The following is a 23935-nucleotide window of genomic DNA, read 5'->3' as shown; positions in this document are numbered from 1 at the left end:
CCCGAGCAGCGCTAACCTTGGTACGGCACCGTGCAGCGCACACCCCCCGGACCGGCCGCGAGGAAGCTGACTGACGATGAGCAGTGCACCCCTGGAGCAGTCCCGTACGCACCCCCCGGCGCCCGGACAGCGCTCCGACGTTCCGGCGGCGGCCGGCACCGGAATCCGGTTCACCGACGTGGTCCCCGCCCCGGTGGAGGTGCGACCCAGCCCCGGCGTGTACTACCCGCTGACCGCCGGGACCGGGATCCGGACCAGTGCCGAACCGGCCGCCAGCGCGGTCGGCGACCAGCTGGCCGAACTGCTCCGCCCGGCCACCGGCTACCCACTGCCGGTCACCGCGCTCGACCCCGACACTCCCCCGACCGGTGCCATCACCCTGCTTCTCGACCCGACCACCCCCACACCGGCCACCGGGTCCGAGGGCGGGTACGTCCTCGACGTGACCGCCGAGGGTGTGGTGATCCGGGCGGCCAGCGCCGACGGTCTCTTCTACGGCGTACAGACGCTGCGGCAGCTCCTGCCGGCGGAGATCGAGAGCACCACGCCCCGTCCCGGCCCGTGGCCGGTGCCCGGTGGGCGGATCGTCGACGCACCCCGGTTCGCCTACCGGGGCGCCATGCTCGACGTCTCCCGGCACTTCTTCGAGGTCCCCGACGTGCTCCGCCTCGTCGACCAGTTCGCCCGCTACAAGCTCAACCACCTGCACCTGCACCTCACCGACGACCAGGGCTGGCGGATCGCCATCGACTCCTGGCCCCGGCTGGCCGAGATCGGCGGCGCCACCGAGGTCGACGGCGGCACCGGCGGCTACTACACCCAGGCCGACTACCGGACCATCGTCGAGTACGCCGCCGTCCGCCGGATCACCGTCGTACCCGAGATCGACCTGCCCGGCCACACCAACGCGGCACTGAGCGCGTACGGGGAACTCGCGCCGGACGGGGTCGCGCCGCCGCCGTACACCGGCACCGAGGTCGGGTTCAGCTCCGTGGCCGTGACGAGCGAGCGGACGTACGACTTCGTCGACGACGTGCTCGGCGAGCTGGCCGCCCTGACCCCCGGCCCGTACCTGCACGTCGGTGGTGACGAGGCGTGGACGCTCGACCCGGCCGCCTACGCCACCGTGATGAACCGGGTGCAACGGATCGTCGCCGCCAAGGGCAAGACGGTGGTCGGCTGGCACCAGCTCGCCCCGACCGAGCACGTACCGGGCCGGGTGCTCCAGTACTGGGGCACGACCACCACCGACGAGCACGTCACCACGGCGGTACGCCACGGCGCGCGGGTGATCATGTCGCCGGGAAACCGCACCTACCTGGACATGAAGTACACCGAGCGGACCCCGCTCGGGCAGGACTGGGCCGGGCTGATCGAGGTGCGCACCGCGTACGACTGGGATCCGGGGTCGTACCTCGACGGGGTGCCGGCGGAGGCCGTACTCGGCGTCGAGGCACCACTGTGGACGGAGACGATCCGTACCGTGGCCGAGATCGAGTTCATGACCTTCCCCCGGCTGGTCGCGGTCGCCGAACTGGGCTGGTCGGCGGCGAACACGCGGGACTGGGACTCGTTCCGGCTCCGGCTGGCCGCCCAGGCACCGCGCTGGGGTCTCGCCGGGATCGAGTTCTACCGCTCACCCGAGGTCCCCTGGCCGATCACGCCCGACGAGACACCCACCGTCCCGGCCCCGCGCCGGGAGATCGGCCCGGTCGGCGAGACCGAGGCGATCCGGACCCGGTAGCACCTCGTCGCGTTTGCGCGGCCACCAGCGCGGGTCAGCCGCCGGAGTCGTCCATCTCGGCGCCGGCCGGTACGGCGTCGCTGTCCCGGTCGGCCAGCCAGCCGTCGGGCAGGTGGACCTTGCCGGGCGAGTTGGTCCGGCCGCGCGGCTGGCCGAGGGTGCTGACCGGGAACGGTTCGGCCGGATCGAGCTTGCCGAGCAGGTCGTCCAACTCGGCCAAACTGTTGATCATCGCCATTGCCCGGCGCAGTTCGCCGCCGACCGGGAAGCCCTTCAGATACCAGGCCACGTGCTTGCGGAAGTCGGTGCAGCCGTCCCGCTCGCTGCCCAGCCACTCGGCCAGCAACTCGGCGTGCCGGCGCATCGTCGCCGCCACCCGACCGAGGTCGGGCAGCCGCCGCTCGGACCGCCCGGCGAAGGCCGCCGCCAGGTCGGCGAAGAGCCACGGCCGCCCCAGGCAGCCCCGGCCGACGACCACGCCGTCCGCCCCGGTCCCGGCCACCATCCGCAGCGCGTCGTCCGCCTCCCAGATGTCGCCGTTACCCAGCACCGGTACGTCCAGCGCCTGCTTCAGCGTCGCGATCGCGTCCCAGTCCGCGCTGCCCGAGTAGCGCTGCTCGGCCGTACGCGCGTGCAGCGCCACCGCCGCCACCCCCGCCTCCTGGGCGGCGAGACCGGCCTCGACGTACGTCAGGTGGTTGTCGTCGATGCCCTTGCGCATCTTCACCGTGACCGGCACCCCGGCCGGTGCCGCCGCCTCGACCGCGGCCCGGACCAGCCGGGCGAAGAGCCGGCGCCGCCACGGCAACGCCGCGCCGCCGCCCTTGCGGGTGACCTTCGGCACCGGGCAGCCGAAGTTGAGGTCGATGTGGTCGGCCAGGTCCTCCTCGACCACCATCCGGACCGCCGCCGCGGTGGTCTCCGGATCCACGCCGTAGAGCTGGAGGCTGCGCGGGCGCTCGTCGGCGCCGAAGGCGATCATGCGCATCGTGCGCGGGTTCCGCTCGACCAGTGCGCGGGTGGTCACCATCTCGCAGACGTAGAGGCCACCGCCCTGTTCCCGACAGAGCTGACGAAAGGCGACATTGGTGATGCCGGCCATCGGCGCGAGCACCACCGGTGGCCAGACCAGGTGCCCGCCGATGGCCAACGAACCCGGCACGGCCCCGGCGGCGGTCGACGTCATCCTCCGAGGATCCCACCTCGGACCGCACGATCGGTAAGGACCCCCGCCGCCGATCTGCTTTATATTTACGGCCGTGCTTACCTTTGCCGCACTGCTGTTCGGCCTGGGGTGCGCCCTGCTCGTCGTCAGCGGGGTGGCGGTCCTGCTCCGCTGGGGCGAGGCCCGCCAGCGGCGGATCCTGGAACGAACCCCGCTGGTGCCCGCCGCGCAATGGCACCCCGGCCGGCACCGGCTGGCTGTCGCCGGCACGACCACGGCCGGCCCGGCCGGACTGGTGATCTCCCCGATCACCGGCACCACCTGCGCCTGGTACGCCGTCGAGTTGATCCGCGAACCGTCGCGCCGCTACGACGACACCGCGTCGAGCGCGGACCACCTGTGGGCGCAGGAGGCGCCGGGGCCGCCCGCGCTCCAGGACCACACCGGGCACCTGCTGGTCGACCCCCGACTGCTGCACCGCAGGTCGACCGACGGGGACCCGCTGATCACCACCACGACGGCCTGGCGCTACCGCCGCGACGACGAGGACTCCGTACCGGCGATCGTTCCCCGGAACGTGTTCGTCGGCACCGCCAAGCACGAGACCCTGGTGCTGACCGAGCTGATCGTGCACGCCGGCCAGCGGGTGTACGCGGTCGGCAGCGCCCGGTCCGTCAACGGGCAGACCATGCTCGGCGCGTCCCGGCGCGGACCGGTGACGGTCCTCACCACCGACACCGGCGAGCAGGTGCACGCCCGCCGGGTCGCCGCGATAGCCGACTCCCGGATGCTGGCCCGGACGTTCGGCGTCATCGGAGTGGTCGTGATCGCGGTGGCGCTCCCACTGATGTGGCTGGCCGCCTGACCGCGGCCGGGCCGAGCCGGTGGCTCAGCAGCCGGGCAGGCGCTCGACCAGGTAGTTCTCCACCTGGTCGAGTGAGATCCGCTCCTGCAACATGGTGTCCCGGTTCCGTACGGTGACCGCGTTGTCATTCAGGGTGTCGAAGTCGACCGTGACGCAGAACGGGGTGCCGATCTCGTCCTGGCGGCGGTACCGCCGGCCGATCGCCTGCGAGTCGTCGAACTCGACCACCCAACGCCTGCGCAGCGCCTCACTGAGGGCGCGGGCCTTCGGGGACAGTTCGGGGTTGCGCGACAGCGGCAGCACGGCCACCTTCACCGGGGAGAGCCGGGGATCGAACCGCAGCACGGTCCGCTTGTCCACGCCACCCTTGGTGTTCGGCGCCTCGTCCTCGTCGTACGCCTCCAGCAGGAAGGCCAGCACCGCGCGGGTCAGGCCGGCGGCCGGCTCGATCACGTACGGCATCCAGCGCTCGCCCTTCTCCTGGTCGAAGTAGGAGAGGTCGACCCCGGAGTGCTTGCTGTGCGTGCTGAGGTCGAAGTCGGTCCGGTTGGCGATCCCCTCCAACTCGGAGAACTCGGTGCCGCCGAACATGAACCTGTACTCGATGTCCACGGTGCGCTTCGAGTAGTGCGAGAGCTTTTCCTTCGGGTGCTCGAACAGGCGCAGGTTCGACTCGCTCAGCCCGAGGTCGAGGTACCAGTTCCAGCGCTCCCGCAGCCAGAACTCGTGCCACTGCTCGTCCGTGCCCGGCTCGACGAAGAACTCCATCTCCATCTGCTCGAACTCGCGGGTGCGGAAGATGAAGTTGCCCGGCGTGATCTCGTTGCGGAACGACTTGCCGACCTGGGCGATGCCGAACGGCGGCTTCTTGCGCGCCGAGGTCATCACGTTGGCGAAGTTGACGAAGATGCCCTGCGCCGTCTCCGGCCGCAGGTAGTGCAGTCCCTCGTCGCTCTCCACCGGGCCGAGGTGGGTCTTCATCAGGCCGTTGAACATGCGCGGCTCGGTGAAGGTGCCCTTGTTGCCGCAGTTGGCGCAGTTGAGCTCGGCGAGCGAGGTCGGCGGGCGGCCGTTGCGGGCCTCGAACGCCTCCTCCAGGTGGTCCGCGCGGAACCGCTTGTGGCAGAACTGGCACTCGGTCAGCGGGTCGACGAACGCCTCCAGGTGCCCGGAGGCGGCCCAGACGTCACGGGCGAGGATGACGGCCGAGTCGAGACCGACCACGTCGTCGCGCTGCTGCACCATGTTGCGCCACCACTGGCGCCGGACGTTCTCCTTCAGCTCGACGCCGAGCGGACCGTAGTCCCAGGCCGACCGGGTGCCTCCGTAGATCTCGCTGGAGGGGAAGACGAAGCCTCGACGCTTGGCGAGACTGACCACGGCATCGATACGGTCGGCCGGCATTGGTTCTCCTCCTACGCCGACTGGCGGTCGGCGGGGACGGGTCAGGGACGGAAGGCAGATTACTCCGCCGACCGGCCCGGCCGCCCGCCGCCTCGGCTCGCCCGCCCGTCGGCGGCCGGCCGGTGCGGTCAGCTGATGCCGCAGATCTCCAGCTCGCCGGTCCGGCTGTCCTGGGCCAACCGGACCCGCAGGTCGTCCCGGCCACCACCGCTGTAGGTGACACCGACCGGCACGATCAGGTCGTTGACCGCCGTCACCTCGCCGATCCGGAACGAGTCGATCTCCGGCTCCTCGGCGACCCGTCGCTCGAACTCGCTCGGCGACTCCCGGCGCTGGACCGCGTCGCAGAGGAAGTCGTACGCCTTGTCGAACTCCTCGTCGCGGACGGCCTCGAAGTAGTCACCGGCGACCGCGCGGGCCTGCTCGTTGATCGCCTCGCTGCCGGCGACGGTCAGACCGACCACGGCCGCCACCCCGCCACCGCAGCAGAGCACGACTCCCAGGGCGGCCGCCCCGAGCCCGAGCCAGACCCGCATGGTCCGGCCCTCGGTCGGCGGGGCGGCGAACGGGGGCGTCACACCCGGCCCCGGCGGCGGCGCGGGCACACCGTACGGCGTGGGTGTCGCCTCCGGTCCGGGCGTCACCGGGTACGGCATCGGCGGGCCGGCCGGCCCCGGGTTGGTCATGGACGCAAGGGTAGTGCCCGCGATCTCATCGGCTCGGATCAGTGGCCCGGTCACTGACCGCGACCTCGACCGGCCCGCCCGGTTCGGCGGTGGCTAGGGCCTCGAACGCCGACGGCTCGTCCAGCGACTCGGCGAGCAGCGGGGTGGCGTACACCTTGACGTCGAACGCGCCGAGCGCCCGGCGGTAGGTGCCGACCGACTCCCACTCGGTCACCAGCGACCACTGCCGGGGGTCCTCCAGGGCGCGGACGAGTTGCCCGCGCAGATAGCCGGGCCGGGCGGCCAGTGCCGCCAGCGCGGCGTGCGCCCGTTCCGTGAAGGACGCGGCGACGTCCTCGTCGACCACGAACCGGTTCGTCACCAGCACCCGGTGCCTCCTCGTAGAGTCTGTGCCATGCAGCGTACGCAGAGCGTCTTGCTGGCCCGGCTGGCCCGGGTGAACCCGACGGTGGTGTTCCTCGCCACGGTCGCCGTGGTGCTGGTGGGCCTCTTCGCCCCCGGAATCGTCGGCGGGGCGGTGTTGCTGGCGCTCGCCGCCGGCCTGCTCGCCCTGCTCCGGCTCACCTGGCCGGTGCAGCCGCCGGCGACCCGGATCATCCGCCTGCTGATGCTGACCCTGCTGGTGGCGGTCGCCCTGGTCAAGATCCTCTGACCGGTCTGCCCGCGCGGAGGCGAAGCCTTCTCACATGCAAGCATGCGTTTTTGACAATCATTCTCATTCGCGCGGAAAGTAGGGGCATGCTGAACCGCTCCGCTGCCCGTACCCTGGCCGTCGCCGCCAGCGCCCTGCTCACGCTCGGCGGCCTCGCCGCCTGCGGGCAGGACACCGCCGGGGATGACGCCGCCGGCCGGGTGGACGTGGTCGCCGCCTTCTACCCCCTCCAGTACGTCGCCGAGCGGGTCGGCGGCGACGCCGTACGGGTGACCAACCTCGCCAAGCCGGGGGCCGAGCCGCACGACCTGGAGCTGAACCCGAGCCAGGTCGGCCAGGTCAGCGACGCCGACGTGATCGTCTTCCTGAAGGGCTTCCAGCCGGCCGTGGACGACGCGGTGGAGCAGGTCGGCGGTGACCGTACCTTCGACGTCGCCGGGGTGGAACCGCTGCGCGACGCCCCGACCGGCGGCCACGAACACGAGGAGGCCGGCGCCGGTGCCGGCGAGCAGTCCGGGGTCAAGGACCCGCACGTCTGGCTCGACCCGACCCGGCTCGCCACCATCGGCGACAAGCTCGCCGAACGGCTGGGCAAGGCCGACCCGGAGCGGGCCGCCGACTACACCGCGCGGGCGCAGACACTGCGTACGGAGCTGACCGCGCTGGACCAGGAGTACACCCAGGGCCTGCGCGACTGCCAGCGTCGGGAACTGGTGACCGCGCACACCGCCTTCGGTTACCTGGCCGCCCGCTACCAGCTCGAACAGGTCGGCATCTCCGGCATCACCCCGGAGGACGAGCCGTCGCCGAAGCGGCTGGCCGAGGTGGCCGACGAGGCCCGCGAGCACGGCGCCACCACGATCTTCTTCGAGACCCTGGTCAGCCCGAAGGTCGCCGAGACCATCGCCCGCGAGGTCGGGGCCAAGACCGCCGTCCTCGACCCCATCGAGGGGCTGTCCGACGGCGGGACCGGGGACTACCTTTCGGTGATGCGGACCAACCTCGGCGCCCTGAAGACCGCGCTGAACTGCCCATGAGCGACCATCTAGGGATGGACCGAGGAGATCGGCGCGAGCCGCCCCGGACGGTGGTCACCGTCGAGCGGGCGGTTGTCGCCTACGCCGAGCGTCCCATCCTGCGCGGCGTCTCGCTCCAGGTGGGCGCCGGTGAGGTGGTGGCCGTCCTCGGGGCGAACGGTTCGGGCAAGTCGACACTGATCCGGGCCGTGCTCGGGCTGGTGCCACTGAGCGGCGGCTCGGTCGAGCTGTTCGGCACCCCGCTGCGGCGGTTCCGGCAGTGGGCCCGGCTCGGTTACGTACCGCAGCGGCTCGGCGCGGGCGGCGGGGTGCCGGCGACGGTGGCCGAGGTGGTCGGCTCCGGCCGGCTGGCCCGGCGCGGTTTCCTGCGCCCACCCGCTGCGGCCGACCGGACGGCGGTGGCCAGCGCCCTGCGCGCGGTCGGCCTCGCCGACCGGGCCGGCGACCCGGTCGCCACCCTCTCCGGCGGGCAGCAGCAGCGCACCCTGATCGCCCGTGCCCTGGCCGGGCAGCCGGAGCTGCTGATCCTGGACGAGCCGACCGCGGGGGTCGACGCGGCCAGCCAGGAGGCGTTCGCCGGGGCGCTGCGCCACTTCGTCGCCGACGGCGGCACGGTCCTGCTCGTCGCCCACGAACTCGGCCCACTGGCCCCGCTGATCAGCCGGGCGGTCGTCGTCGCCCAGGGGGAGATCGTGCACGACGGCGCGGTGCCGGAGCCGGCGGGTCACCACGCCGGTGCCGGGCACGACCACGTCCACCCGCACGGTCCGGAGGAACTACCGGGGTTGTGCATCGAATGAGCCTCTTCCAGTACGACTTCATGCTCCGCGCGCTGGTCGGCGCGCTCGTCATCGGGCTGGCCGCCCCGGCGCTCGGGATCTACCTGGTGCAGCGCCGGATGTCGCTGATCGGTGACGGGGTCGGACACGTGGCTCTCACCGGGGTCGGGGTGGGGCTGCTGCTGAACACCTCCCCGGTGCTCACCGCCGTGGTCGTCTCGGCGGTCGGCGCGGTCGCCATCGAACTGGTCCGGGAACGCGGCCGGACCTCCGGTGACCTGGCCCTGGCGCTGCTGTTCTACGGCGGCATCGCCGGTGGGGTGATGCTGGTCGGCCTCTCCTCCAACCGCAGCAACGCGAACCTGATGTCGTACCTGTTCGGCGCGCTGACCACGACGGCGCCCCGGGACCTGGTGGTGATCGTGGTGGTCGCGGCCGTGGTGCTGGTCACCATGCTGGGTCTGCGCCCGGTGCTGTTCGCCATCTCGCACGACGAGGAGTACGCCCGCGTCTCCGGGGTGCCGGTACGCGCGCTCAACCTGCTGCTCGCCGCGACCACGGCGGTGACCGTGACGATCGCCATGCGGACCGTCGGCCTGCTGCTGATCAGCGCCCTGATGGTGATCCCGGTCGCCACCGCGCAGCAGTTCACCCGGGGCTTCCGCAGCACCATGACGGCGGCGATGACGCTCGGCCTGCTCGCCGCCGCGGTCGGGGTGTGGCTGGCCGGAACGGCCGACACCGCACCGGGTGCGACGATCGTGGTGGTCTCCATCGCCGGTTTCCTGCTCGTCGCCGTCGGCGGTGTCGCCTGGCGGGCGGTCCGCCGCCGGGTGGTTCCGGTCACGGCGGGCGTTTCGCCGGTCGAGGCGCCGGAGTCGGTGCTGGATCACCCCGCCCCGTTGGTCGGACGGGGACGATAGTGGTTACCGTTACGAGGTGACCAGGGGAACCGGATACGAGGTGTACGAGAGCGCGGGTGAACTGCTGCGCGCGCTGTCCGCTCCGATCCGGGTCGCGATCGTCACGGAACTTGCCGACGGCGAGCGTTGCGTGCACGAGTTGGTGGAGAAGCTCGGCGCGGCCCAGCCCCTGGTCTCCCAGCACCTGCGGGTGCTGCGCGGGGCCGGTGTGGTGCGCGGTTCCCGCCGGGGCCGGGAGATCGCGTACGCGCTGGTCGACGAGCACATCGCGCACATCGTCGCGGACGCCGTCAGCCACGCGGGCGAGGCGGCCCCGGCCCGGTTGTCGGCGAGCTGACCCACCCGAGCGGGTACGGTCGGCGGACCGACCCGAGCTGGAGGACGACATGACGGACGCGGAAACGGAGACCAACCCCGCCGTACGCAACACCCGGCAGCGCAGCGCGGTCAGCGCCCTGCTGGCCGAGGTGGCCGGCTTCCACAGCGCCCAGGACCTGCACGGGATGCTCCGCGACCGGGGCGAACGGGTCGGGCTGACCACCGTCTACCGGACGTTGCAGGGGCTGGCCGACGCGGGCGAGATCGACGTGATGCGCCCGGCCGGTGGCGAGCACCTCTACCGGCGGTGCAGCGACGGGCACCACCACCACCTGGTCTGCCGGGGCTGTGGCCGTACGGTCGAGATCGAGGGGCCGGCGGTGGAGAACTGGGCCGACCGGGTCGCCGCCAAACACGGGTACGCGAACGTCAGCCACACGCTGGAGATCTTCGGCAGCTGCCCCGACTGCGCCGCCTGAACACATTCACCGGCCCGAATTTGCGCAACCTCGAAGTGGCCGCTGTGATCTTCCCGAACGGATACTCGGTCGACACATTTGCCGCCACCTGAATTATCGGCCGCGAATCGGGAGGACCGCAGTGAGTCAGACGCGCGATCCGGACCTCATCCACATCCCCTCGACGGTAGTTCCCGACTCAGCACCAACCTCGACGCTGGTCAATGGCTATTTCCCCCGGCGGCGAGGTCTCATCATCCTGCTCAGCGTGCTCGGCGGCTTCCTGCTGACCGTGGTCTGGTCGGCGGAGTTCGTCGACTCGACCATCGGTGACAACGTCGCGAACACGCTGCTCGGCCACGACGCCAAGGAGACCCCGATCGCCGGCATCGCCGCCGGGATCGCGTTCGCCTTCGTCTCCGGGCTGGCCGGCACGTTCACCGCCTGCAACATCGCCGCGTTCGGTGCGGTGGCACCGCTGCTCGGCGGCACCGGCGGACGGTGGCAGCGGATCGGTCAGACCCTGCAACCGCTCGGCTGGCTCTTCGTCGGCATGATCGCCGTCTCGATTCCGTACGGGATCATCGTCGGGCTGGTCGGGACCGACATGCCGCAGTTCTCCACCGCGCCGAACGCGCCCGGTGAACTGTCACCGCGCAGCATCCAGTCGATGGTGGTGTTCGGACTGGTCGGGCTCGCCATGACCTACCTCGGGCTGGCGTCGCTCGGCGTGGTACGCGACCCGTTCGCCCGGATCACCCGGCGTTACCCGAACGCGCCGATGGTGTTCATGGGCCTGCTGATAGGCGCCTTCCTGATCGGCCGACCGTTCCCGCTGTTCCGGCAGATGTTCCGGGACGCCGCCGAGAGCGGCAACCCGCTGTACGGCGCCGCCGCGTTCACCCTCCAGTCGCTGGGCAACGTGGTGGTGATGGCGGTGCTGTTCCTGCTGTTGACGTACACGGTCGGCGGGCGGTTGCAGCGGTGGATCGCCACCAACCCGCGCCGGATCACCGTTGTCACGGCGGTCGCGCTGCTGGTGGCCGGCGTCTTCACCTTCCTCTACTGGGACGTACGCCTGCTCGCCCGCCGCGAGATCATCCCCTGGTACCCGACCGCCCCCTGGGCCTGACCTTCACCGGCCCCACCACGGGACCCGGCGGACGCACCCGCCTGTCCCCCTCTACCGGCACCACCGGTCAACCCCCGACCGGCGCCGGTAGGAGGCGAAGTGCGTCCGCCGGGATCTCGTGCGGTCGGCCGGGACGTGACACCCTGTCCGGCGTGAAGATTTACGCCGACCGTTTTCCGAAGGCCGCCCGGCAACTGCTCACCGACCTGCTCGTGATCGCCTGGGTCTACCTGTCGATCCGGTTCTCGATGTGGCTCCACGACCTGATCCAGAAACTCGCCGTACCGGGCCAGAAGTTGGAGGGCGCCGGCACCGACCTGGCCCGGAACTTCACCGAGACCAGCGACAAGATCGGCCGTACGCCGCTGGTCGGCGACGAGCTGACCGGGCCGTTCGACCGGGCCGCCGACGCCGCCCGGTCACTGGCCGAAGCAGGTCACAACCAGCAGGAACAGGTCGGTGACCTGGCCCTGACGCTGGCCCTGCTCGCACTGGTCTTCCCGCTCGCCCTGGTGCTGCTCGGCTGGTTGCCGCTGCGGGTGCGGTGGATCCGCCGGGCCAGTGCGGCGACCTCGTTGCGGGACGCACCGGCCGGCCGGGACCTGCTCGCCCTGCGGGCGCTGGCCAACCAACCACTGCGCCAGCTGACCCGGATCGACCCGGACGTGGCCCAGGCGTGGCGCCTCGGTGACGAGACCACCGTCGACGCACTGGCCGCACTGGAACTACGGCGTCTCGGTCTGCGCGTCGGTCGATAGAGTCGACAACTGTGCGTATCCTGCTGGGTCTACTGAGCGTCCTCCTGCTGCTCTACGCGGCCGCCCTGCTCTGGGCGGCCCAGCGGGGGCGCGGCATCCCCCGGATCGGTTACCTGGTCCTGATTCCGCTCAACCTGGCCGTGGTCGCCCTGGTCATCCTCGTCGTCTGGTAGCCACGCCGGGTGGTCGTGGCCGGTGGCGGCGGACGGGTCGGGTGGGATCCGGCGACGTACGTCCGACACGGTGGCCGGGCCCGGTTCCCAGCCGGCGACCCAGTCCCGCTCGGCCGGCGGGGTGAGCACACCGTCTTCGAGGAACGCGTACCGGCCGGCGAGGATCCGCTCGGCCGCCAGCACGTCGACCGGGTCGGTGTTCTCCCAGAGCGTGTGGAACAGGATCTCCACCCTGGACCGCGCCTGGCGGCAGAACAGGTCGGCCAGTTCGACGCCCTCGGGACGGTGGTCGGATTCGGCGCGGGCCCGTACGGCGACCGCCGCCATCGCGAACAGTTCCGCGCCGATGTCCACGATCCGGCCGAGGAACGCCTGCTTGCGTTCGAGTTTGCCCTGCCAGCGGGACATCGCGTAGAACGTCGACCGGGCCAGTTTGCGCGACGACCGTTCGACGTAGCGCAGGTGCCGGGCCAGTGGACCGAACTCGGCGTACGAGTGGGGTTGCTGGCCTCGGCCGACCGCGAGCGTGGGCAGCCATTTCGCGTAGAAGGCGCTGGCGGAGGCGGCGGCGCGGGCCTTGCGCCCGAGTCCGGCCTCGGGGTCGATGATGTCCCCGGCGACGGAGAGGTGGGCGTCGACCGCCTCGCGGGCGATCAGCAGGTGCATGATCTCGGTGGAGCCCTCGAAGATCCGGTTGATCCGCAGGTCGCGCAGGAGTTGTTCGACGGCGGCGGGTCGTTCGCCACGGGCGGCGAGCGAGTCGGCGGTCTCGTAGCCGCGCCCGCCCCGGATCTGGACCAGTTCGTCGCCGATCTGCCAGGCCATCTCGCTGGCGTAGAGCTTGACCAGGGCGGCTTCGATCCGGATGTCGTTGCGGTCGTCGTCGGCGAGCAGGCAGCAGAGGTCGAGCATGGTCTCCAGGCCGTACGTGCTGGCGGCGATGAAGGAGAGCTTCTTCGCCACCGCCTCGTGCCGGCCGACCGGCCGCCCCCACTGGACCCGTTCGGCGGACCATTCGCGGGCCACGTTCAGCGACCACTTGGCGGCGCCGACGCACATCGCCGGCAGCGACAGCCGGCCGGTGTTGAGCGTGGTCAGGGCGATTTTCAGGCCCTTGCCCTCGCCGCCGATGACGTTCTCCTTCGGCACGATCACGTCGTGGAAGCGGGTGACGCTGTTCTCCAGCCCGCGCAGGCCGAGGAAGGTGTTGCGCCGCTCCACCGTGATGCCGGGCGAGTCGCCCTCGACCACGAACGCGGTGATCCCGCCGCGCCGCCCGTCGCCGGCCGGCACCCGGGCCATCACCACGAGCAGGGTGGCGACGGTGCCGTTGGTGGCCCAGAGTTTGAGCCCGTTGAGCCGGTAGCCGGTGCCGTCCTCGGTGGGTTCGGCGGTGGTCGCCAGCCGGGCCGGGTCGGAGCCGACGTCCGGTTCGGTGAGCAGGAACGCGGAGACCTCACCGGCGGCGAGCCGGGGCAGGAACCGCTGTTTCTGCTCGTCGGAGCCGAACATCTTCAACGGTTGTGGGACCCCGATCGACTGGTGGGCGCTGAGCAGCGCGCCGATCGCCGGGCTGGCCGAGCCGGCGAGCGCCAGCGCCCGGCAGTAGTGCAGGTTCGACAGGCCGAGTCCGCCGTACTTTTCGTCGATCTTCATGCCGAAGGCGCCGAGCCGGGCCAGGCCGTGGAAGACCTCGTCGGGGATGCGGGCGTCGCGTTCGATCGCGGCCCCGTCGACCTCGGTGCGGACGTAGTCGTCGAGCCGGGCGAGGAACTCCTCGGCCTTGCCTGCGCGGTCCGGGTCGGTGCGGGGCCACGGGTCGATCAGGTCGAGCCGGAACCGGCCGAGGAAGAGTTCCCGGCCGAAGCTCGGTTTGCCCCAGTCGGTTTCCCGGGCCGCCTCGGCGACCTGGCGGGCTTCCTTTTCGGAGACCTGACCGGCTTCCTTCGGCAGCGGCCCGACGCCGTCGGTCGAGCGGGCCGGCACCGGCCGGTCATCCTGGGTGGTGGTCATGGCAACCCCCTAGCGCGAGGTACGGCTGAAGCCGCGCTGCCTGCGCGGACAACGCTACTGCGCCCTGTTACCCAACGGTAGGTTTGTGCACTCCCGCGGATTTCCGACAGTGGCGGAACGCTGTGCCGGTACGCCGAAGAGTCGGCGTACCGGGATCGGTCACTCGCGTTCGCGCAGCTCTTCGTTGATCCGCAGGGCTTCCTGGAGCTGGTCCTCCAGGATGATGATCCGGCAGGCCGCCTCCAGGGCGGTGCCCTGGTCGACCAGTTCGCGGGCGCGGGCGGCCAGGCGCAACTGGTAGCGGGAGTAACGGCGGTGACCGCCGGCCGAGCGTTGCGGTTCGATCAGTTTCGCCTCGTCGAGGCTGCGCAGGAATCCCGGGGTGATCCCGAGCATCTCTGCGGCTCGGCCCATCGTGTAGGCCGGGTAGTGCTCGTCGTCGAACGTCGTGTTCGGGTCTTGACCCACTGCACCTCCACGTCACGAGGGCCCCGGTGCCGAAGCACCGGGGCCCAGGGTCTTGGGTTGAACACCATTTACCGGCGCTGACGCCGGTCTCTCGCTTGCGCACCGGCCGCTCGAAGCGACTGACGGTACGCGGATCGCATAATCGTGACCGGAGACCACCTTCCTTACGATGGGACTACGGTGTCCGTCCGCGCGCAAGAGCGCAGCTGACGGGCGATCCAACGGTGTTTTCCCTCCCCTTTCCTCTGATTCCTCTACGTGTTACTGCTGTTACTTCATTTGCCTTGCCGTGCTTCACTTCTATGCCCGTCGCTGCCGGAGCCCCTCACAACCACCTGGCCCCATGCACTTTCGACGGTGTCCGTCGAGTCGGAACCCTGGTTACCTGCCTGGCCCCGACTCCGCTGCCGGTCGCGTCCTCGCGTGCCGGTCAGTTCGTCCGCGTCTTCGTTGATCGTGCTCTCTCGACACCAGGAACACTACACCGCCCGGCAACCAATATCTACCTCAACCGCGATAGTTTTTTTAGTGAGTTCATCTCAGCTCTGCGACATCGACCGGTGACGCTCCGCTACCGCGACCGGTTCGCTCCCGGTCAGCTCCCCGGCAGCACCCTCGGCCGGTCTTCCTCCACCGCATCCTCGTCCTCGTCGTCCTCGTCCTCGCCCCACTTGCGGCGCATGAACGGCAGCGCGACCCAGAAGGTCAGGAACCAGATGGCGGTCACGCCACTGAGCAGGAGCGCGATCGGGCGGGGCAGGACGAAGTCGGTGATCAGCAGCACCGCGCTGACCATCGCGATCAACATGAACGCCAGCCCGCCGGTGGCCATGCTGTGCGCGAAGAGCACCAGTTCGGGCTTGCGCCCCTGCCGGAACAGCGCCCGGTGGAACGCCACCGGCGAGATGATCAGCGCGGTCGCGGCGGCGGCGGCGAGCAGCGCCACCACGTACACGTCCTTCTGGAACTGGCTCGTGTCCGGGAAGCCGTTGCTGAACGGGAGCGTCAGCAGGAACGCGAACAGGATCTGCACGCCGGTCTGCGCGACCCGCAACTCCTGGAGCAGATCGGCGAAGTTGCGCTGCCAGCGCTGCTTCTCGGTCTCCTTGGACACCCAGGCCACCTCTCGTTCATGTTTGGTTGGGGCCAGGTTTGCCCGACCCGCGTTTTCGCCAAACATGAACAAGGCTCACCGGTGACGAACGTCGCTAACCGGACGCCGTCAACCCGGACGCCGCCCACTTCGTACCGATTCCACAGTCACGCCACGCTTCGCCCCGCGGTACCACAAATCGAGGAGCTTGCCGCAGGTCGACATCCACGTGGTGCCGTACGAGGTCGGCGTACACGTCGGCCTGAACGGCCCGCTCCTGCTGGCCGGTTTCGAGGACGCGGATTCGGAGCAAGGCACTGCCCCACCGGCAGTCCATCAACCTGATCAAGGAAGTGGCGCAGACATGGAGCTGACCGGCGCGACCTGGCGCACGTCCACCCGCTCGTCCAACGGTGGCAACACGTGCGTCGAGGTGGCCGACAACCTGCCCGGCATCGTCGGCGTACGTGACAGCAAGGACCGCCAGGGCCCCGCGCTCACCTTCGACCCCACGGCCTGGCAGGCGTTCGGCGGCACGGTCAAGGAGCGCTGACGGCGGGACGGCTCAACCCTGTGGCTGCTCGATGTCGACCATCCAGGCGACGCCGAACCGGTCCGTGCAGGCGCCGTACTCGTCGCCCCAGATCTGCTTTGCCAGGGCAACCGACACGTCGCCGCCGTCGGACAGCTTCTCCCAGTAGCCCCGCAGTTCGTCGGCGTCGTTCCCGCTGAGACTCACCACGACGTTGTCCCCCCGGTTGTACGTCATTCCGGGCGGGGTGTCGGCGCCCATGATGGTGTAGCCGCTCGCGGTGTCCAGCCGGCCGTGCATGATCTTGTCCGCGTCCTCCGGGCCGGCGGCCCCGAACTCGCCGAACGTGCTCAGGCTCAGATCGCCGCCGAAGACGCCCTGGTAGAACTCCATCGCCTGCCGGGCAGTGCCGTCGAAGCTGATGTACGGGTTGAGACGAGAGACCACCGGAACCTCCGTGCGCAGCGACCTGGACAGCGCTCGCAGGATAGTCCCCGGCGACGATTCCGGGGACAGTCTTGATCGATCCGACTCCATAAACTTCCGGCATGTCCCATACCGCGCGGCTGCGCAGTCATTCGGTGGTGTCCACCGCCCTGGCCCTGATCAGTGACCGACAACTCGGCAAACTGGTGGACGAGGCGTCCGCCGTGGGGACCGGCATCGGAGGCGCGGCCGTCGCGCTGGAGGTCGAGGGCGTACCGGTCTTCGCCAAACGCGTACCCCTGACCGATCTGGAACGGCGGCCCGGAAACGTCCGGTCGACCGCCAACATGTTCGGCCTTCCCACCGAGTGCCAGTACGGCGTCGGCGGGCCGGGATTCGGCGTGTGGCGGGAGCTGGCCGCGAACGTGATGACCACCAACTGGGTGCTCGGCGGGCAGAGCGAGAGCTTCCCGCTGATGTACCACTGGCGGGTGCTGCCGGGGACGGTACCGACACCGGAGGAGTACGCCGACGTGGAGGGCGCGGTCGCGTACTGGGGCGGGTCGTCGGCCGTACGGGAAAGGATCCTGGCCGCCGCCCGGTCGTCCGCGACCGTGGTGCTCTTCCTCGAACACCTGCCGCAGACCCTGGACCAGTGGCTGGCCGAACAGGTCGCCCTCGGCACCGACGCGACCGAGGCGGCCTGCGTCATGGTGGAACGGCACCTGATCGCCGACGTCGCGTTCATGAACGCGAACGGGCTGACGCACTTCGACACCCACTTCCGCAACATCCTCACCGACGGCCGGCGGCTCTACCTCGCCGATCTCGGCCTGGCGACGTCGCCCCGGTTCGACCTCGCCCCCGCCGAGCGGGACTTCCTCGCGGCGAATGCGACCCACGACGCCGCCTACGCCGTCACGACGCTGGTCAACTGGCTGGTCACGGCGCTGATCGGCGCGGTCGGTCCGAAGCCGTTCACCGCCCGGGAACGCAACGAACTGGTCCGCCGGTACGCCGCCGGTGAGGAGCCGGTCAATGTGCCGCCGGCCGCTGCGGCGATCATCGCGCGGTACGCCCCGGTCAGCGCGGCGCTGAACGACTTCTACTGGCACCTGCACGGGACCAGCCGGGCCACCCCGTACCCGGCCGACGAGATCGAACGGGTCATCGCGGCGGTCGGGTCCGACCTGCGACCCGTCGGGCTGTGAACGAGGTGCGGGCGCCGGGCCACCGGCGGGCGGCGGCCCGGCGCCGACGGGTCAGCCGGCGGTGTCGGTCCGGCCGGTGTCGAGGATCATCGTGTAGGTGCTGATCCGCAGCGGTTCGAGGGTCAGCAGCTCGTGCGCGGCCAGCTCGCCGGTGGTCGGGTTGAAGACCAGCAGGTGCTGCTGACCGTGGGCACGGTCGTCGAAGGTGATCGCCAGCCCGGTCCGCCCGGCCCGGTCGGTCACCTCACCCCGCCAACTGAAACCGGGTACGTCGGCGAGCACCCGCAGGATCTCCGCCCGGGTCCGGCGCGGGACGACGTAGCGCCCGTACAGCGTCATGGTCGCCTTGCCCACGGCACCCGCACCGTGCTCGACCTTCAGCAGGTCGGCCAGGCCGGCACGGTCCGACGGCAGCGGCCGGATGCTCATCGACGGCAGCGGATCCGGGCCGGGTGGCGGGACCTTCTTCGACGTCTGCGGCGGGTTGCGTGTCCAGTAGTCGCGGGACGCCTCGTCCGGGAACTCTGGGTCGAGTTCGGTCCGGATCTGCTGCCCGGTGCCGTCGGCGGCCTGCCAGACCTTCAGCTCACTGACCAGCCCCATCACGTACGGTCCGTTGCCCATCAGCGGATCGCCGTACGACTTCGACGAGTGGTAGGCGTACCGGCCGACGCTGTTCTCGTACGGCGCGTCCCGCAACCGGCCGGCGAGGGCGCGCAGTTCGGCGGCGGCCGGCCTGCTGCCGTCCTGGAACTGGTACGCGATCGGTACCAGCACCCGCCTCGCCGGGATGCCACCGGGAGGGCCGATGGCGGTCGGCACCTCCGGGGTCTCGTCAGTCGACAGGTGGACGACGGTGCCGGCGGCCGCCAGGGCGACCGCCGCTCCCGCCGCGAGCACGAGCCTCCGGGTCGGGCGGGCGGCCGGGCGAACGTCGACCGGCTCCGGGGCCGCCTCGGCGAGGACGATCACGTCGTGCGCCGAGAGCCGGGGCGGTGCGACGGTACCGGTCCGGGTCGGGTCGGCCGGACCGAGCAGGGTACGGATCTGCTGTTCTCCGAACATCACGGTTCCTCTCAGGGCCGGGCCGGCGCCGGCTGGGACGCGGGCCGGGCCTTCCGGGTGGCGAGCGCGGCGGTCAGTCGTCCACGGGCGCGGTGCAGCCGCACCGCAGCGGTCGTACGGGTGCAGCCGAGCACCCGCGCCGCCTCGGACACGGTCAGCTCCTCCCACCCGACCAGGCGAAGGATCTCCTGGTCGAAATCGGTGAGAGTGGACAACGCGGTACGGAGATCGGCGACCCCGACGGTCGCCTCCGGCCCGGCCGAAACCGGTTCCCACAGCCGCTCCCCCTCCCCGATCGGCAGTACGTCCGGCGCCCCCCGACGGGCCCGCCAGTGGTTCGCCAACAGGCGCCGGGCCACCCCGTACAGCCAGGGCAGGGTGTGGTCGGGGACCTCGGCACGGCGCCGCCAGGCGATCACGAAGACCTCCTGGGCCAGCTCCGCCGACGCCTCCGGATCGCCGAGCCGGCGCTGGCCGTAGCGCACGATGTGGGCGTACTGGTCGGCGTAGATCCCGGTGAACCAACTCTCGTCGCGTCTGCGCGGTGGACCCATCCGAACTCCCAACTCGTCGGCGACCTTCACCCTGTTCTGTGTCGCCGCCGACGAGATGATTACCGGTGGTTTCGACCCCGGCGGTCACTCCTCGTGCCAGGCACTCACGTCACGTCCCCGCTGGCCGTTGCCGACCGTCGCCACCACCCCGGTCGCCATCGACACCCCGGCACCGTCGAGCGCCTCCACCACCAGCCCGTCGACGGTGGAATCCGCGTCGACGATCGGGTACGGCATCGCCAGCACCACGGCGGCTCCGGCGACCGGCGCCCGAGCCAGCTCACGCCCGTCCCGTACGACCCGGGCGGCAGCCGCTCCGACCGGCGTCACCACCAGCAGATGCCGCCCCTGCTCACCGAGCGGCACACCGAGCACCCCGGCCCGGTTGGCCGGATCCGTACCCACCTCGAACAGCACACCGGTGCCGATCGCCCCGTCCGCCGCCGGCCGGTCATAGTCGATCTCCACCCGGCCCAGCCAGCCACCGTCCAGTGCCGGCGCGGTCAGCACCGTCGCCAGCCCGTCGAACGAGCGGGCGACCACCCGGCCCGGACCCACACTCGCGTCCGGCTGCGTCGTGCCGGTGATCCGCCCGCCCCAGACCACAGTGGGCAGTGCGGTGACCCGATACCCCCAGTGCTGGGCCGCCTGCGCCACGAGCAGCCGGGCCCGCTGCGGATCGGCGGTGCCGCGCACCCGGGACAGGGCCGCCGTCGCCTGCTCCGCACCGATGCCGTCCGGGGCGAGCGACCCCGGCCCCGGTCGGAGCACCCGGACCACCCCGTCGCAGGTCACCCGCCACCACTCGGGCCGCGTCGTCCGCGGGTCGCGGACCAGGTAGGAACCGGTCGGCTCGACCGTCCACCGGCCCGGATCGGAGACCGGGGCGGTGGCGAAGACACACTCGTCCGGGGCGACCGCCACATGCACCCCCGTGGCCTGGCCGCCGGGAACGGGTGGGGCGATCGAAACGTCCTCGTAGGGTTCGAGCGTGTCGGAAACGCCCCGCTCCTTCGCGCTCGCCGCCAACGCGGCCGGGCCGGCACCCGCCTCGGCATCCAGCCACACCGAGGCGTTCAACCAGCCGGTGCCCGGATCGGGCGCCTCCCGGACGAACGCCACCAACGCGATCCGCCGGCCACCGACGTCGTCGGCGTACAGCACCCGTACCGCGTTCACCGGCACGGTCAGCCGCTCGAACTCGCCCCGGTGCTGGGCCAGGAGCAGCAGACGGGAGAGTGTCCGGACATACTCCGCGTCCTGTGCCACCGCACCACGCATCGGGGACATGAGCAGTTTGTCGCTCCAGGACAGCACCCGTCCGAAGGCGTCGGTCGGGTCGACCGGAGGAATCGCCGGGGGGCGGTCGGCCAACCCGACGGGGCCGACGACGACGGCGAGGGTACCGCCGGTCAGGGCGACCACCACGGCGGTCGCCAGCCCGGCCACCCGCCGCCGCAGGGTCCGCCGATACCGGGCCCGGACCCGGCCGTACGGATCCGGCTGTGGGCGCAGCGTCCTGGTCAGGTCGTCCAGCGCCGCCCGCAGCTCCTCGTCCACGCTCATCGCGCTCCCCCCGTACGCGTCGTCGCCGAGCGGGTCGCGCTCACCAGCGGCGACGAAGATGCCAGTGCCACCCGCAACCGGGCCAGCCCCCTCGACGCGAGGCTCTTGACCGAGCCGACCGAGCAGCCCAGGGTCGCGGCGACCTCCGCCTCCGGCAGGTCGGCCACGTAACGCAGCACGATCACCGCCCGGGTACGGGGTGGCAGCGCACGCATCGCGTCGTGTAGGGCGTGCCGTTCCGCCACCGTGTCCGCCGTGTCCCGGGCCGCCCGCTCCGGCAGGAACGCCGTCAACACCTCGTGCACCCGCTGCCGGCGCCACGTGCTGACATGCTGGTTGATCATGATCCGGCGCAGGTACGCCATCGGCTCGGCGATCCGCTGCCACCGGCGCATCGCCTTCACCAGCGCCGACTGCACCAGATCCTCGGCATCCTGCGCCGACCCGGTCAGGTGGTACGCCACCCGCAGCAGGTCCAGGTAGCGCGTGTCAACGAACTCCCGGAACTGCTCGTCGTCCTCGGTCATCGGCCCCCGCCTCAACTCGGTCACCCACCACGACCCGGAGGGAGTGCCGAAGGTTGAGCCGACCCGGAAAAAAGCCGAACGCGTCGGACGTGGCTGAACGTGAGGGCAGCGGGACCTCAGCCCCGGCCGGCGAACCCGCCCTTCGAAGACCTCGGTGCCGACCAGCGGATCCGACCGGCCCGGTTCACTCGTACGGCTGCTTCGGTGGCTCGACCTGATGCCACGACTCCACCTCCAGGTACGGGATGTCCTCGTCGTTGACCGGGTCCTTGCCGATCCGGTCGGAGTAGCGGCCGACCACGTCGACCCAGGTGTCCGGAGGCAGGCCGGTCGGCGGGTCGCCGGTCAGCCCGAGCTTGATCGGCCGACCGTCGGCCGCGCAGCAGGACAGGATCATGCGGGCCAGGATCGGTTCGCCGTCGGCGCCGGTGGCGACGAAACCGGTGAGCTGCACCCGCCGGTCACCGAGCGACACACCCTTGTCGAAGATGGCCCGGGACGCGTAGTCGAGCACCGCCAGCCGGACCGGGTCCCCCTCGGGCAACGGCGGATAGTCCGACATCGGCTGACTGCCGAGCGCGGTCCCGGCCTGGCCGGCCGCGTACGAGCCCAGGGCCGGCGGGGCGACCAGCAGCAGGCCGAGCACCGGCAGGATGAGCAGCCAACCGACCCTCGGCTCGTGGTGGCCCTTGCCGCCGTGCCCGTGGTCGTGGCCGTGCTCGTGGTCCTCGTCGGCCGGCTCCCCCGGACCGGCACCCGCCCCCGCGCCGACCCTGCGGCGGGCCGGGCGCAGGTCGTACACCAGGGTCATCACCGCGACGGCGATCAGCAGGAGCGCGGACCCGATCAGGAAGGGTTGCAGCCCCTCCTTGACGTACCGCAGGTACATGTCGGTGAAACTGGCCTTGAGCACCGCCCCGCCGAGCAGCAACAACACGACCGCCTGCGCCTGCCGGTTCATCAGAGCACCACCGCTCCCACTCCCACCGCCACCAGCACGGCGATCGCGAACGTCGCCGGGGCGAACCGGAACGCGAACCGCCGCCCGAAGACACCGGCCTGCATCGAGATCAGCTTGAGGTCGACCATCGGCCCGACGACCAGGAACACCAGCCGGGACGTCAGCGAGAACTGCGACAGCGAGGCGGCGACGAACGCGTCCGCCTCCGAGCAGATCGACAGCAGCACCGCGAGGATCGCCAGCGCCAGCACCGACAGGATCGGATTGTCGGCCAGGGTCTGCAACCAGCGCTCCGGAACCAGCACGTTGATGCAGGCCGCCGCCATCGCACCGAGCACCAGGAACCCGCCCGCGTGCACCACGTCGTGCCGTACGGCCGCCCAGAACGCGCGCCCCTTCGACACCCCGTCGAGATCGGGGCGGTGCGGCAGCCGGATCCAGTCGGCCCGCCCCAGCCGCAGCCAGAGCCAGCCCATCACCATGGCGACGATCAGGCTCGCCACACCCCGGCCGACCACCATCTCCGGATTCTGCGGGAAGGCGACCGCGGTGGCGGTGAGCACGATCGGGTTGATCGCCGGGGCGGCGAGCAGGAACGCCAGCGCGGCGGCCGGGGTGACCCCCCGGCGGATCAGCGACCCGGCGATCGGCACCGCCCCGCACTCGCAACCGGGCAGGATCACCCCGGCACAGCTCGCCACCGGCACGGCCAGCGCCGGATGTTTCGGCAACGCCTTCGCCCAGAACGAACGCGGCACGAACACCGCGATCACCGCGCTGAGGACGACACCGAAAACCAGGAACGGCACCGCCTGCACCATCACCGAGACGAAGACCGTGGTCCAGGTCTGCAACCGGGGGCTGGAGATCGCCTCGGCGACCGGGCCCCGGAAGACGACCAGCAGGATGAGCAGTACGGCGAGCACCTCGACCGAACCGATCCGGTCACCGAACAGGCGCCGTCGCGGCGGGTGGTCGCCGGCCTTGGGCGTACCGCCGGGGGTGGTGGAGCCACGGCCGGGACCGGTGGGCGAACCGTGCTGGCGCGGATCCACCGGGTCACCGCCGGTGACGGGCGGGATCGTCCAGTCGATCTCGTCGCCGGAGCCGGCGCGGCGCTCGGTCGCGCGGTCGGAGGCGGTCACGGCTTCTCTGCTCTCCTCGCTCGGCCGGGTCCGGTGGCAGCTCACCCTAACCCGAGTACCGGTGTCGACCACCACACCCGATCGATACGGCACTGTGCCGCGCCGCCGGTCGGTGCTAGCGTCGCCGAAACAACTTCACATCCGACAGGGGAGCGCACAGCGCTGAGAGTGCGGGATGACATCCGCAGACCCTCGAACCTGATCTGGGTAATGCCAGCGCAGGGAGTTCGGTCATGCTCCGGCCCACGCCGGAGTCCGGCATCAGGCCGGGCCGAGGCGT

General features: G+C 71.2%; 25 protein-coding genes, 1 pseudogene and 1 riboswitch. Of the genes and pseudogenes, 12 read left to right on the top strand and 14 right to left on the bottom strand.

Going from position 1 to position 23935, the window contains the following annotated elements; genetic code table 11:
- Positions 1-76: 76 nt before the first annotated feature.
- Complete coding sequence (locus ACZ6QQ_RS30065; RefSeq protein ID WP_465880852.1) at positions 77-1744, top strand: beta-N-acetylhexosaminidase; 1668 nt, start codon at positions 77-79, stop codon at positions 1742-1744.
- Between the two features lie 34 nt (positions 1745-1778).
- Here ACZ6QQ_RS30065 and dusB read toward each other — a convergent pair whose 3' ends face one another.
- Entirely contained in the window at positions 1779-2930 is a 1152-nt protein-coding gene (gene dusB, locus ACZ6QQ_RS30060) for a tRNA dihydrouridine synthase DusB (RefSeq protein WP_465880851.1), read from the bottom strand.
- A gap of 73 nt (positions 2931-3003) precedes the next feature.
- Here dusB and ACZ6QQ_RS30055 point away from each other — a divergent pair, with 73 nt between their 5' ends.
- A complete protein-coding gene (locus ACZ6QQ_RS30055; RefSeq protein ID WP_465880850.1) occupies positions 3004-3774 on the top strand; it encodes a hypothetical protein in 771 nt (256 codons plus the stop codon).
- A gap of 24 nt (positions 3775-3798) precedes the next feature.
- Here the strand turns inward: ACZ6QQ_RS30055 and ACZ6QQ_RS30050 are convergent, their stop codons facing one another.
- From ACZ6QQ_RS30050 to ACZ6QQ_RS30040, 3 genes are all read right to left on the bottom strand, one after another.
- A complete protein-coding gene (locus ACZ6QQ_RS30050) occupies positions 3799-5178 on the bottom strand; it encodes a glycine--tRNA ligase (RefSeq protein ID WP_465880849.1) in 1380 nt (459 codons plus the stop codon).
- Positions 5179-5306: 128 nt separating this feature from the next.
- The gene (locus tag ACZ6QQ_RS30045) at positions 5307-5783 is read right to left on the bottom strand and encodes a hypothetical protein (RefSeq protein WP_465880950.1); all 477 of its coding nucleotides are present in this window, start codon (positions 5781-5783) and stop codon (positions 5307-5309) included.
- 106 nt (positions 5784-5889) lie between these two features.
- On the bottom strand, positions 5890-6231 hold the full coding sequence (locus ACZ6QQ_RS30040; RefSeq protein ID WP_465880847.1) for an antibiotic biosynthesis monooxygenase family protein: 342 nt from the start codon (positions 6229-6231) through the stop codon (positions 5890-5892).
- A 27-nt stretch (positions 6232-6258) separates the two neighbouring features.
- Between ACZ6QQ_RS30040 and ACZ6QQ_RS30035 the strand changes: the two genes are divergently transcribed.
- The 8 genes from ACZ6QQ_RS30035 (at position 6259) to ACZ6QQ_RS30000 (ending at position 11921) form a co-directional block, all read left to right on the top strand.
- Complete coding sequence (locus ACZ6QQ_RS30035) at positions 6259-6516, top strand: DUF6703 family protein (protein ID WP_465880846.1); 258 nt, start codon at positions 6259-6261, stop codon at positions 6514-6516.
- An 86-nt stretch (positions 6517-6602) separates the two neighbouring features.
- Positions 6603-7553, top strand: coding sequence for a metal ABC transporter substrate-binding protein (locus ACZ6QQ_RS30030; protein ID WP_465880844.1), 951 nt, complete (start codon positions 6603-6605; stop codon positions 7551-7553).
- 14 nt (positions 7554-7567) lie between these two features.
- A complete protein-coding gene (locus ACZ6QQ_RS30025) occupies positions 7568-8353 on the top strand; it encodes a metal ABC transporter ATP-binding protein (protein ID WP_465880843.1) in 786 nt (261 codons plus the stop codon).
- Positions 8350-9255, top strand: a complete 906-nt coding sequence (locus ACZ6QQ_RS30020) for a metal ABC transporter permease (protein ID WP_465880841.1) — start codon at positions 8350-8352, stop codon at positions 9253-9255. The genes ACZ6QQ_RS30025 and ACZ6QQ_RS30020 overlap by 4 nt, the downstream gene beginning before the upstream one ends.
- Before the next feature lie 16 nt (positions 9256-9271).
- Complete coding sequence (locus ACZ6QQ_RS30015; RefSeq protein ID WP_465880840.1) at positions 9272-9592, top strand: ArsR/SmtB family transcription factor; 321 nt, start codon at positions 9272-9274, stop codon at positions 9590-9592.
- 49 nt (positions 9593-9641) lie between these two features.
- Positions 9642-10052, top strand: coding sequence for a Fur family transcriptional regulator (locus tag ACZ6QQ_RS30010; protein ID WP_465880839.1), 411 nt, complete (start codon positions 9642-9644; stop codon positions 10050-10052).
- A gap of 121 nt (positions 10053-10173) precedes the next feature.
- Entirely contained in the window at positions 10174-11163 is a 990-nt protein-coding gene (locus tag ACZ6QQ_RS30005; protein WP_465880837.1) for a hypothetical protein, read from the top strand.
- Positions 11164-11315: 152 nt separating this feature from the next.
- Positions 11316-11921, top strand: a complete 606-nt coding sequence (locus ACZ6QQ_RS30000; protein ID WP_465880836.1) for a hypothetical protein — start codon at positions 11316-11318, stop codon at positions 11919-11921.
- Positions 11922-12133: 212 nt separating this feature from the next.
- On the opposite strand, the pseudogene ACZ6QQ_RS29995 reads toward ACZ6QQ_RS30000, so the two are convergent.
- From ACZ6QQ_RS29995 to ACZ6QQ_RS29985, 3 genes and pseudogenes are all read right to left on the bottom strand, one after another.
- A pseudogene (locus tag ACZ6QQ_RS29995) lies at positions 12134-14107 on the bottom strand (acyl-CoA dehydrogenase family protein); the annotation flags it as partial.
- 159 nt (positions 14108-14266) lie between these two features.
- Positions 14267-14521, bottom strand: a complete 255-nt coding sequence (locus ACZ6QQ_RS29990) for a MerR family transcriptional regulator (RefSeq protein ID WP_465880949.1) — start codon at positions 14519-14521, stop codon at positions 14267-14269.
- Between the two features lie 649 nt (positions 14522-15170).
- Positions 15171-15689, bottom strand: a complete 519-nt coding sequence (locus tag ACZ6QQ_RS29985; RefSeq protein WP_465880834.1) for a DUF6328 family protein — start codon at positions 15687-15689, stop codon at positions 15171-15173.
- A 343-nt stretch (positions 15690-16032) separates the two neighbouring features.
- Between ACZ6QQ_RS29985 and ACZ6QQ_RS29980 the strand changes: the two genes are divergently transcribed.
- The gene (locus ACZ6QQ_RS29980; RefSeq protein ID WP_465880948.1) at positions 16033-16221 is read left to right on the top strand and encodes a DUF397 domain-containing protein; all 189 of its coding nucleotides are present in this window, start codon (positions 16033-16035) and stop codon (positions 16219-16221) included.
- A gap of 12 nt (positions 16222-16233) precedes the next feature.
- Here ACZ6QQ_RS29980 and ACZ6QQ_RS29975 read toward each other — a convergent pair whose 3' ends face one another.
- The gene (locus tag ACZ6QQ_RS29975) at positions 16234-16647 is read right to left on the bottom strand and encodes a VOC family protein (RefSeq protein ID WP_465880833.1); all 414 of its coding nucleotides are present in this window, start codon (positions 16645-16647) and stop codon (positions 16234-16236) included.
- A gap of 101 nt (positions 16648-16748) precedes the next feature.
- Between ACZ6QQ_RS29975 and ACZ6QQ_RS29970 the strand changes: the two genes are divergently transcribed.
- Positions 16749-17837: a serine/threonine protein phosphatase gene (locus ACZ6QQ_RS29970; protein WP_465880831.1), complete on the top strand. Its 1089-nt coding sequence runs from the start codon at positions 16749-16751 to the stop codon at positions 17835-17837.
- A 51-nt stretch (positions 17838-17888) separates the two neighbouring features.
- Here ACZ6QQ_RS29970 and ACZ6QQ_RS29965 read toward each other — a convergent pair whose 3' ends face one another.
- From ACZ6QQ_RS29965 to ACZ6QQ_RS29940, 6 genes are all read right to left on the bottom strand, one after another.
- Positions 17889-18902, bottom strand: a complete 1014-nt coding sequence (locus ACZ6QQ_RS29965; RefSeq protein ID WP_465880829.1) for a CU044_5270 family protein — start codon at positions 18900-18902, stop codon at positions 17889-17891.
- A gap of 11 nt (positions 18903-18913) precedes the next feature.
- A complete protein-coding gene (locus tag ACZ6QQ_RS29960) occupies positions 18914-19456 on the bottom strand; it encodes an RNA polymerase sigma factor (RefSeq protein WP_465880827.1) in 543 nt (180 codons plus the stop codon).
- Between the two features lie 84 nt (positions 19457-19540).
- Positions 19541-21022, bottom strand: coding sequence for a hypothetical protein (locus ACZ6QQ_RS29955; protein WP_465880826.1), 1482 nt, complete (start codon positions 21020-21022; stop codon positions 19541-19543).
- Positions 21019-21549, bottom strand: coding sequence for a SigE family RNA polymerase sigma factor (locus ACZ6QQ_RS29950; RefSeq protein ID WP_465880825.1), 531 nt, complete (start codon positions 21547-21549; stop codon positions 21019-21021). The genes ACZ6QQ_RS29955 and ACZ6QQ_RS29950 overlap by 4 nt, the downstream gene beginning before the upstream one ends.
- A 184-nt stretch (positions 21550-21733) precedes the next feature.
- Positions 21734-22510, bottom strand: coding sequence for a TIGR03943 family putative permease subunit (locus tag ACZ6QQ_RS29945; protein ID WP_465880824.1), 777 nt, complete (start codon positions 22508-22510; stop codon positions 21734-21736).
- Entirely contained in the window at positions 22510-23466 is a 957-nt protein-coding gene (locus ACZ6QQ_RS29940) for a permease (protein WP_465880947.1), read from the bottom strand. Before ACZ6QQ_RS29940 ends, ACZ6QQ_RS29945 begins: the two co-directional genes overlap by 1 nt.
- Positions 23467-23791: 325 nt before the next feature.
- Positions 23792-23898: riboswitch (TPP riboswitch) on the top strand.
- Positions 23899-23935 lie beyond the last annotated feature (37 nt).

It is taken from the genome of Micromonospora sp. NPDC049529, assembly GCF_055586685.1.
The sequence above is the reverse complement of the archived record's forward strand: the minus strand, read 5'-3'. Positions and strand labels throughout refer to the sequence as shown.

Coding starts and splice junctions, on each gene's coding strand:
- ACZ6QQ_RS30065 (WP_465880852.1), top strand. CDS start 77: ATGAGCAGTGCACCCCTGGAGCAGTCCCGTACGCACCCCCCGGCGCCC.
- dusB (WP_465880851.1), bottom strand. CDS start 2,930: ATGACGTCGACCGCCGCCGGGGCCGTGCCGGGTTCGTTGGCCATCGGC.
- ACZ6QQ_RS30050 (WP_465880849.1), bottom strand. CDS start 5,178: ATGCCGGCCGACCGTATCGATGCCGTGGTCAGTCTCGCCAAGCGTCGA.
- ACZ6QQ_RS30035 (WP_465880846.1), top strand. CDS start 6,259: ATGCAGCGTACGCAGAGCGTCTTGCTGGCCCGGCTGGCCCGGGTGAAC.
- ACZ6QQ_RS30030 (WP_465880844.1), top strand. CDS start 6,603: ATGCTGAACCGCTCCGCTGCCCGTACCCTGGCCGTCGCCGCCAGCGCC.
- ACZ6QQ_RS30025 (WP_465880843.1), top strand. CDS start 7,568: ATGGACCGAGGAGATCGGCGCGAGCCGCCCCGGACGGTGGTCACCGTC.
- ACZ6QQ_RS30020 (WP_465880841.1), top strand. CDS start 8,350: ATGAGCCTCTTCCAGTACGACTTCATGCTCCGCGCGCTGGTCGGCGCG.
- ACZ6QQ_RS30010 (WP_465880839.1), top strand. CDS start 9,642: ATGACGGACGCGGAAACGGAGACCAACCCCGCCGTACGCAACACCCGG.
- ACZ6QQ_RS29990 (WP_465880949.1), bottom strand. CDS start 14,521: ATGGGCCGAGCCGCAGAGATGCTCGGGATCACCCCGGGATTCCTGCGC.
- ACZ6QQ_RS29980 (WP_465880948.1), top strand. CDS start 16,033: ATGGAGCTGACCGGCGCGACCTGGCGCACGTCCACCCGCTCGTCCAAC.
- ACZ6QQ_RS29970 (WP_465880831.1), top strand. CDS start 16,749: ATGTCCCATACCGCGCGGCTGCGCAGTCATTCGGTGGTGTCCACCGCC.
- ACZ6QQ_RS29965 (WP_465880829.1), bottom strand. CDS start 18,902: ATGTTCGGAGAACAGCAGATCCGTACCCTGCTCGGTCCGGCCGACCCG.
- ACZ6QQ_RS29960 (WP_465880827.1), bottom strand. CDS start 19,456: ATGGGTCCACCGCGCAGACGCGACGAGAGTTGGTTCACCGGGATCTAC.
- ACZ6QQ_RS29955 (WP_465880826.1), bottom strand. CDS start 21,022: ATGAGCGTGGACGAGGAGCTGCGGGCGGCGCTGGACGACCTGACCAGG.
- ACZ6QQ_RS29950 (WP_465880825.1), bottom strand. CDS start 21,549: ATGACCGAGGACGACGAGCAGTTCCGGGAGTTCGTTGACACGCGCTAC.
- ACZ6QQ_RS29945 (WP_465880824.1), bottom strand. CDS start 22,510: ATGAACCGGCAGGCGCAGGCGGTCGTGTTGTTGCTGCTCGGCGGGGCG.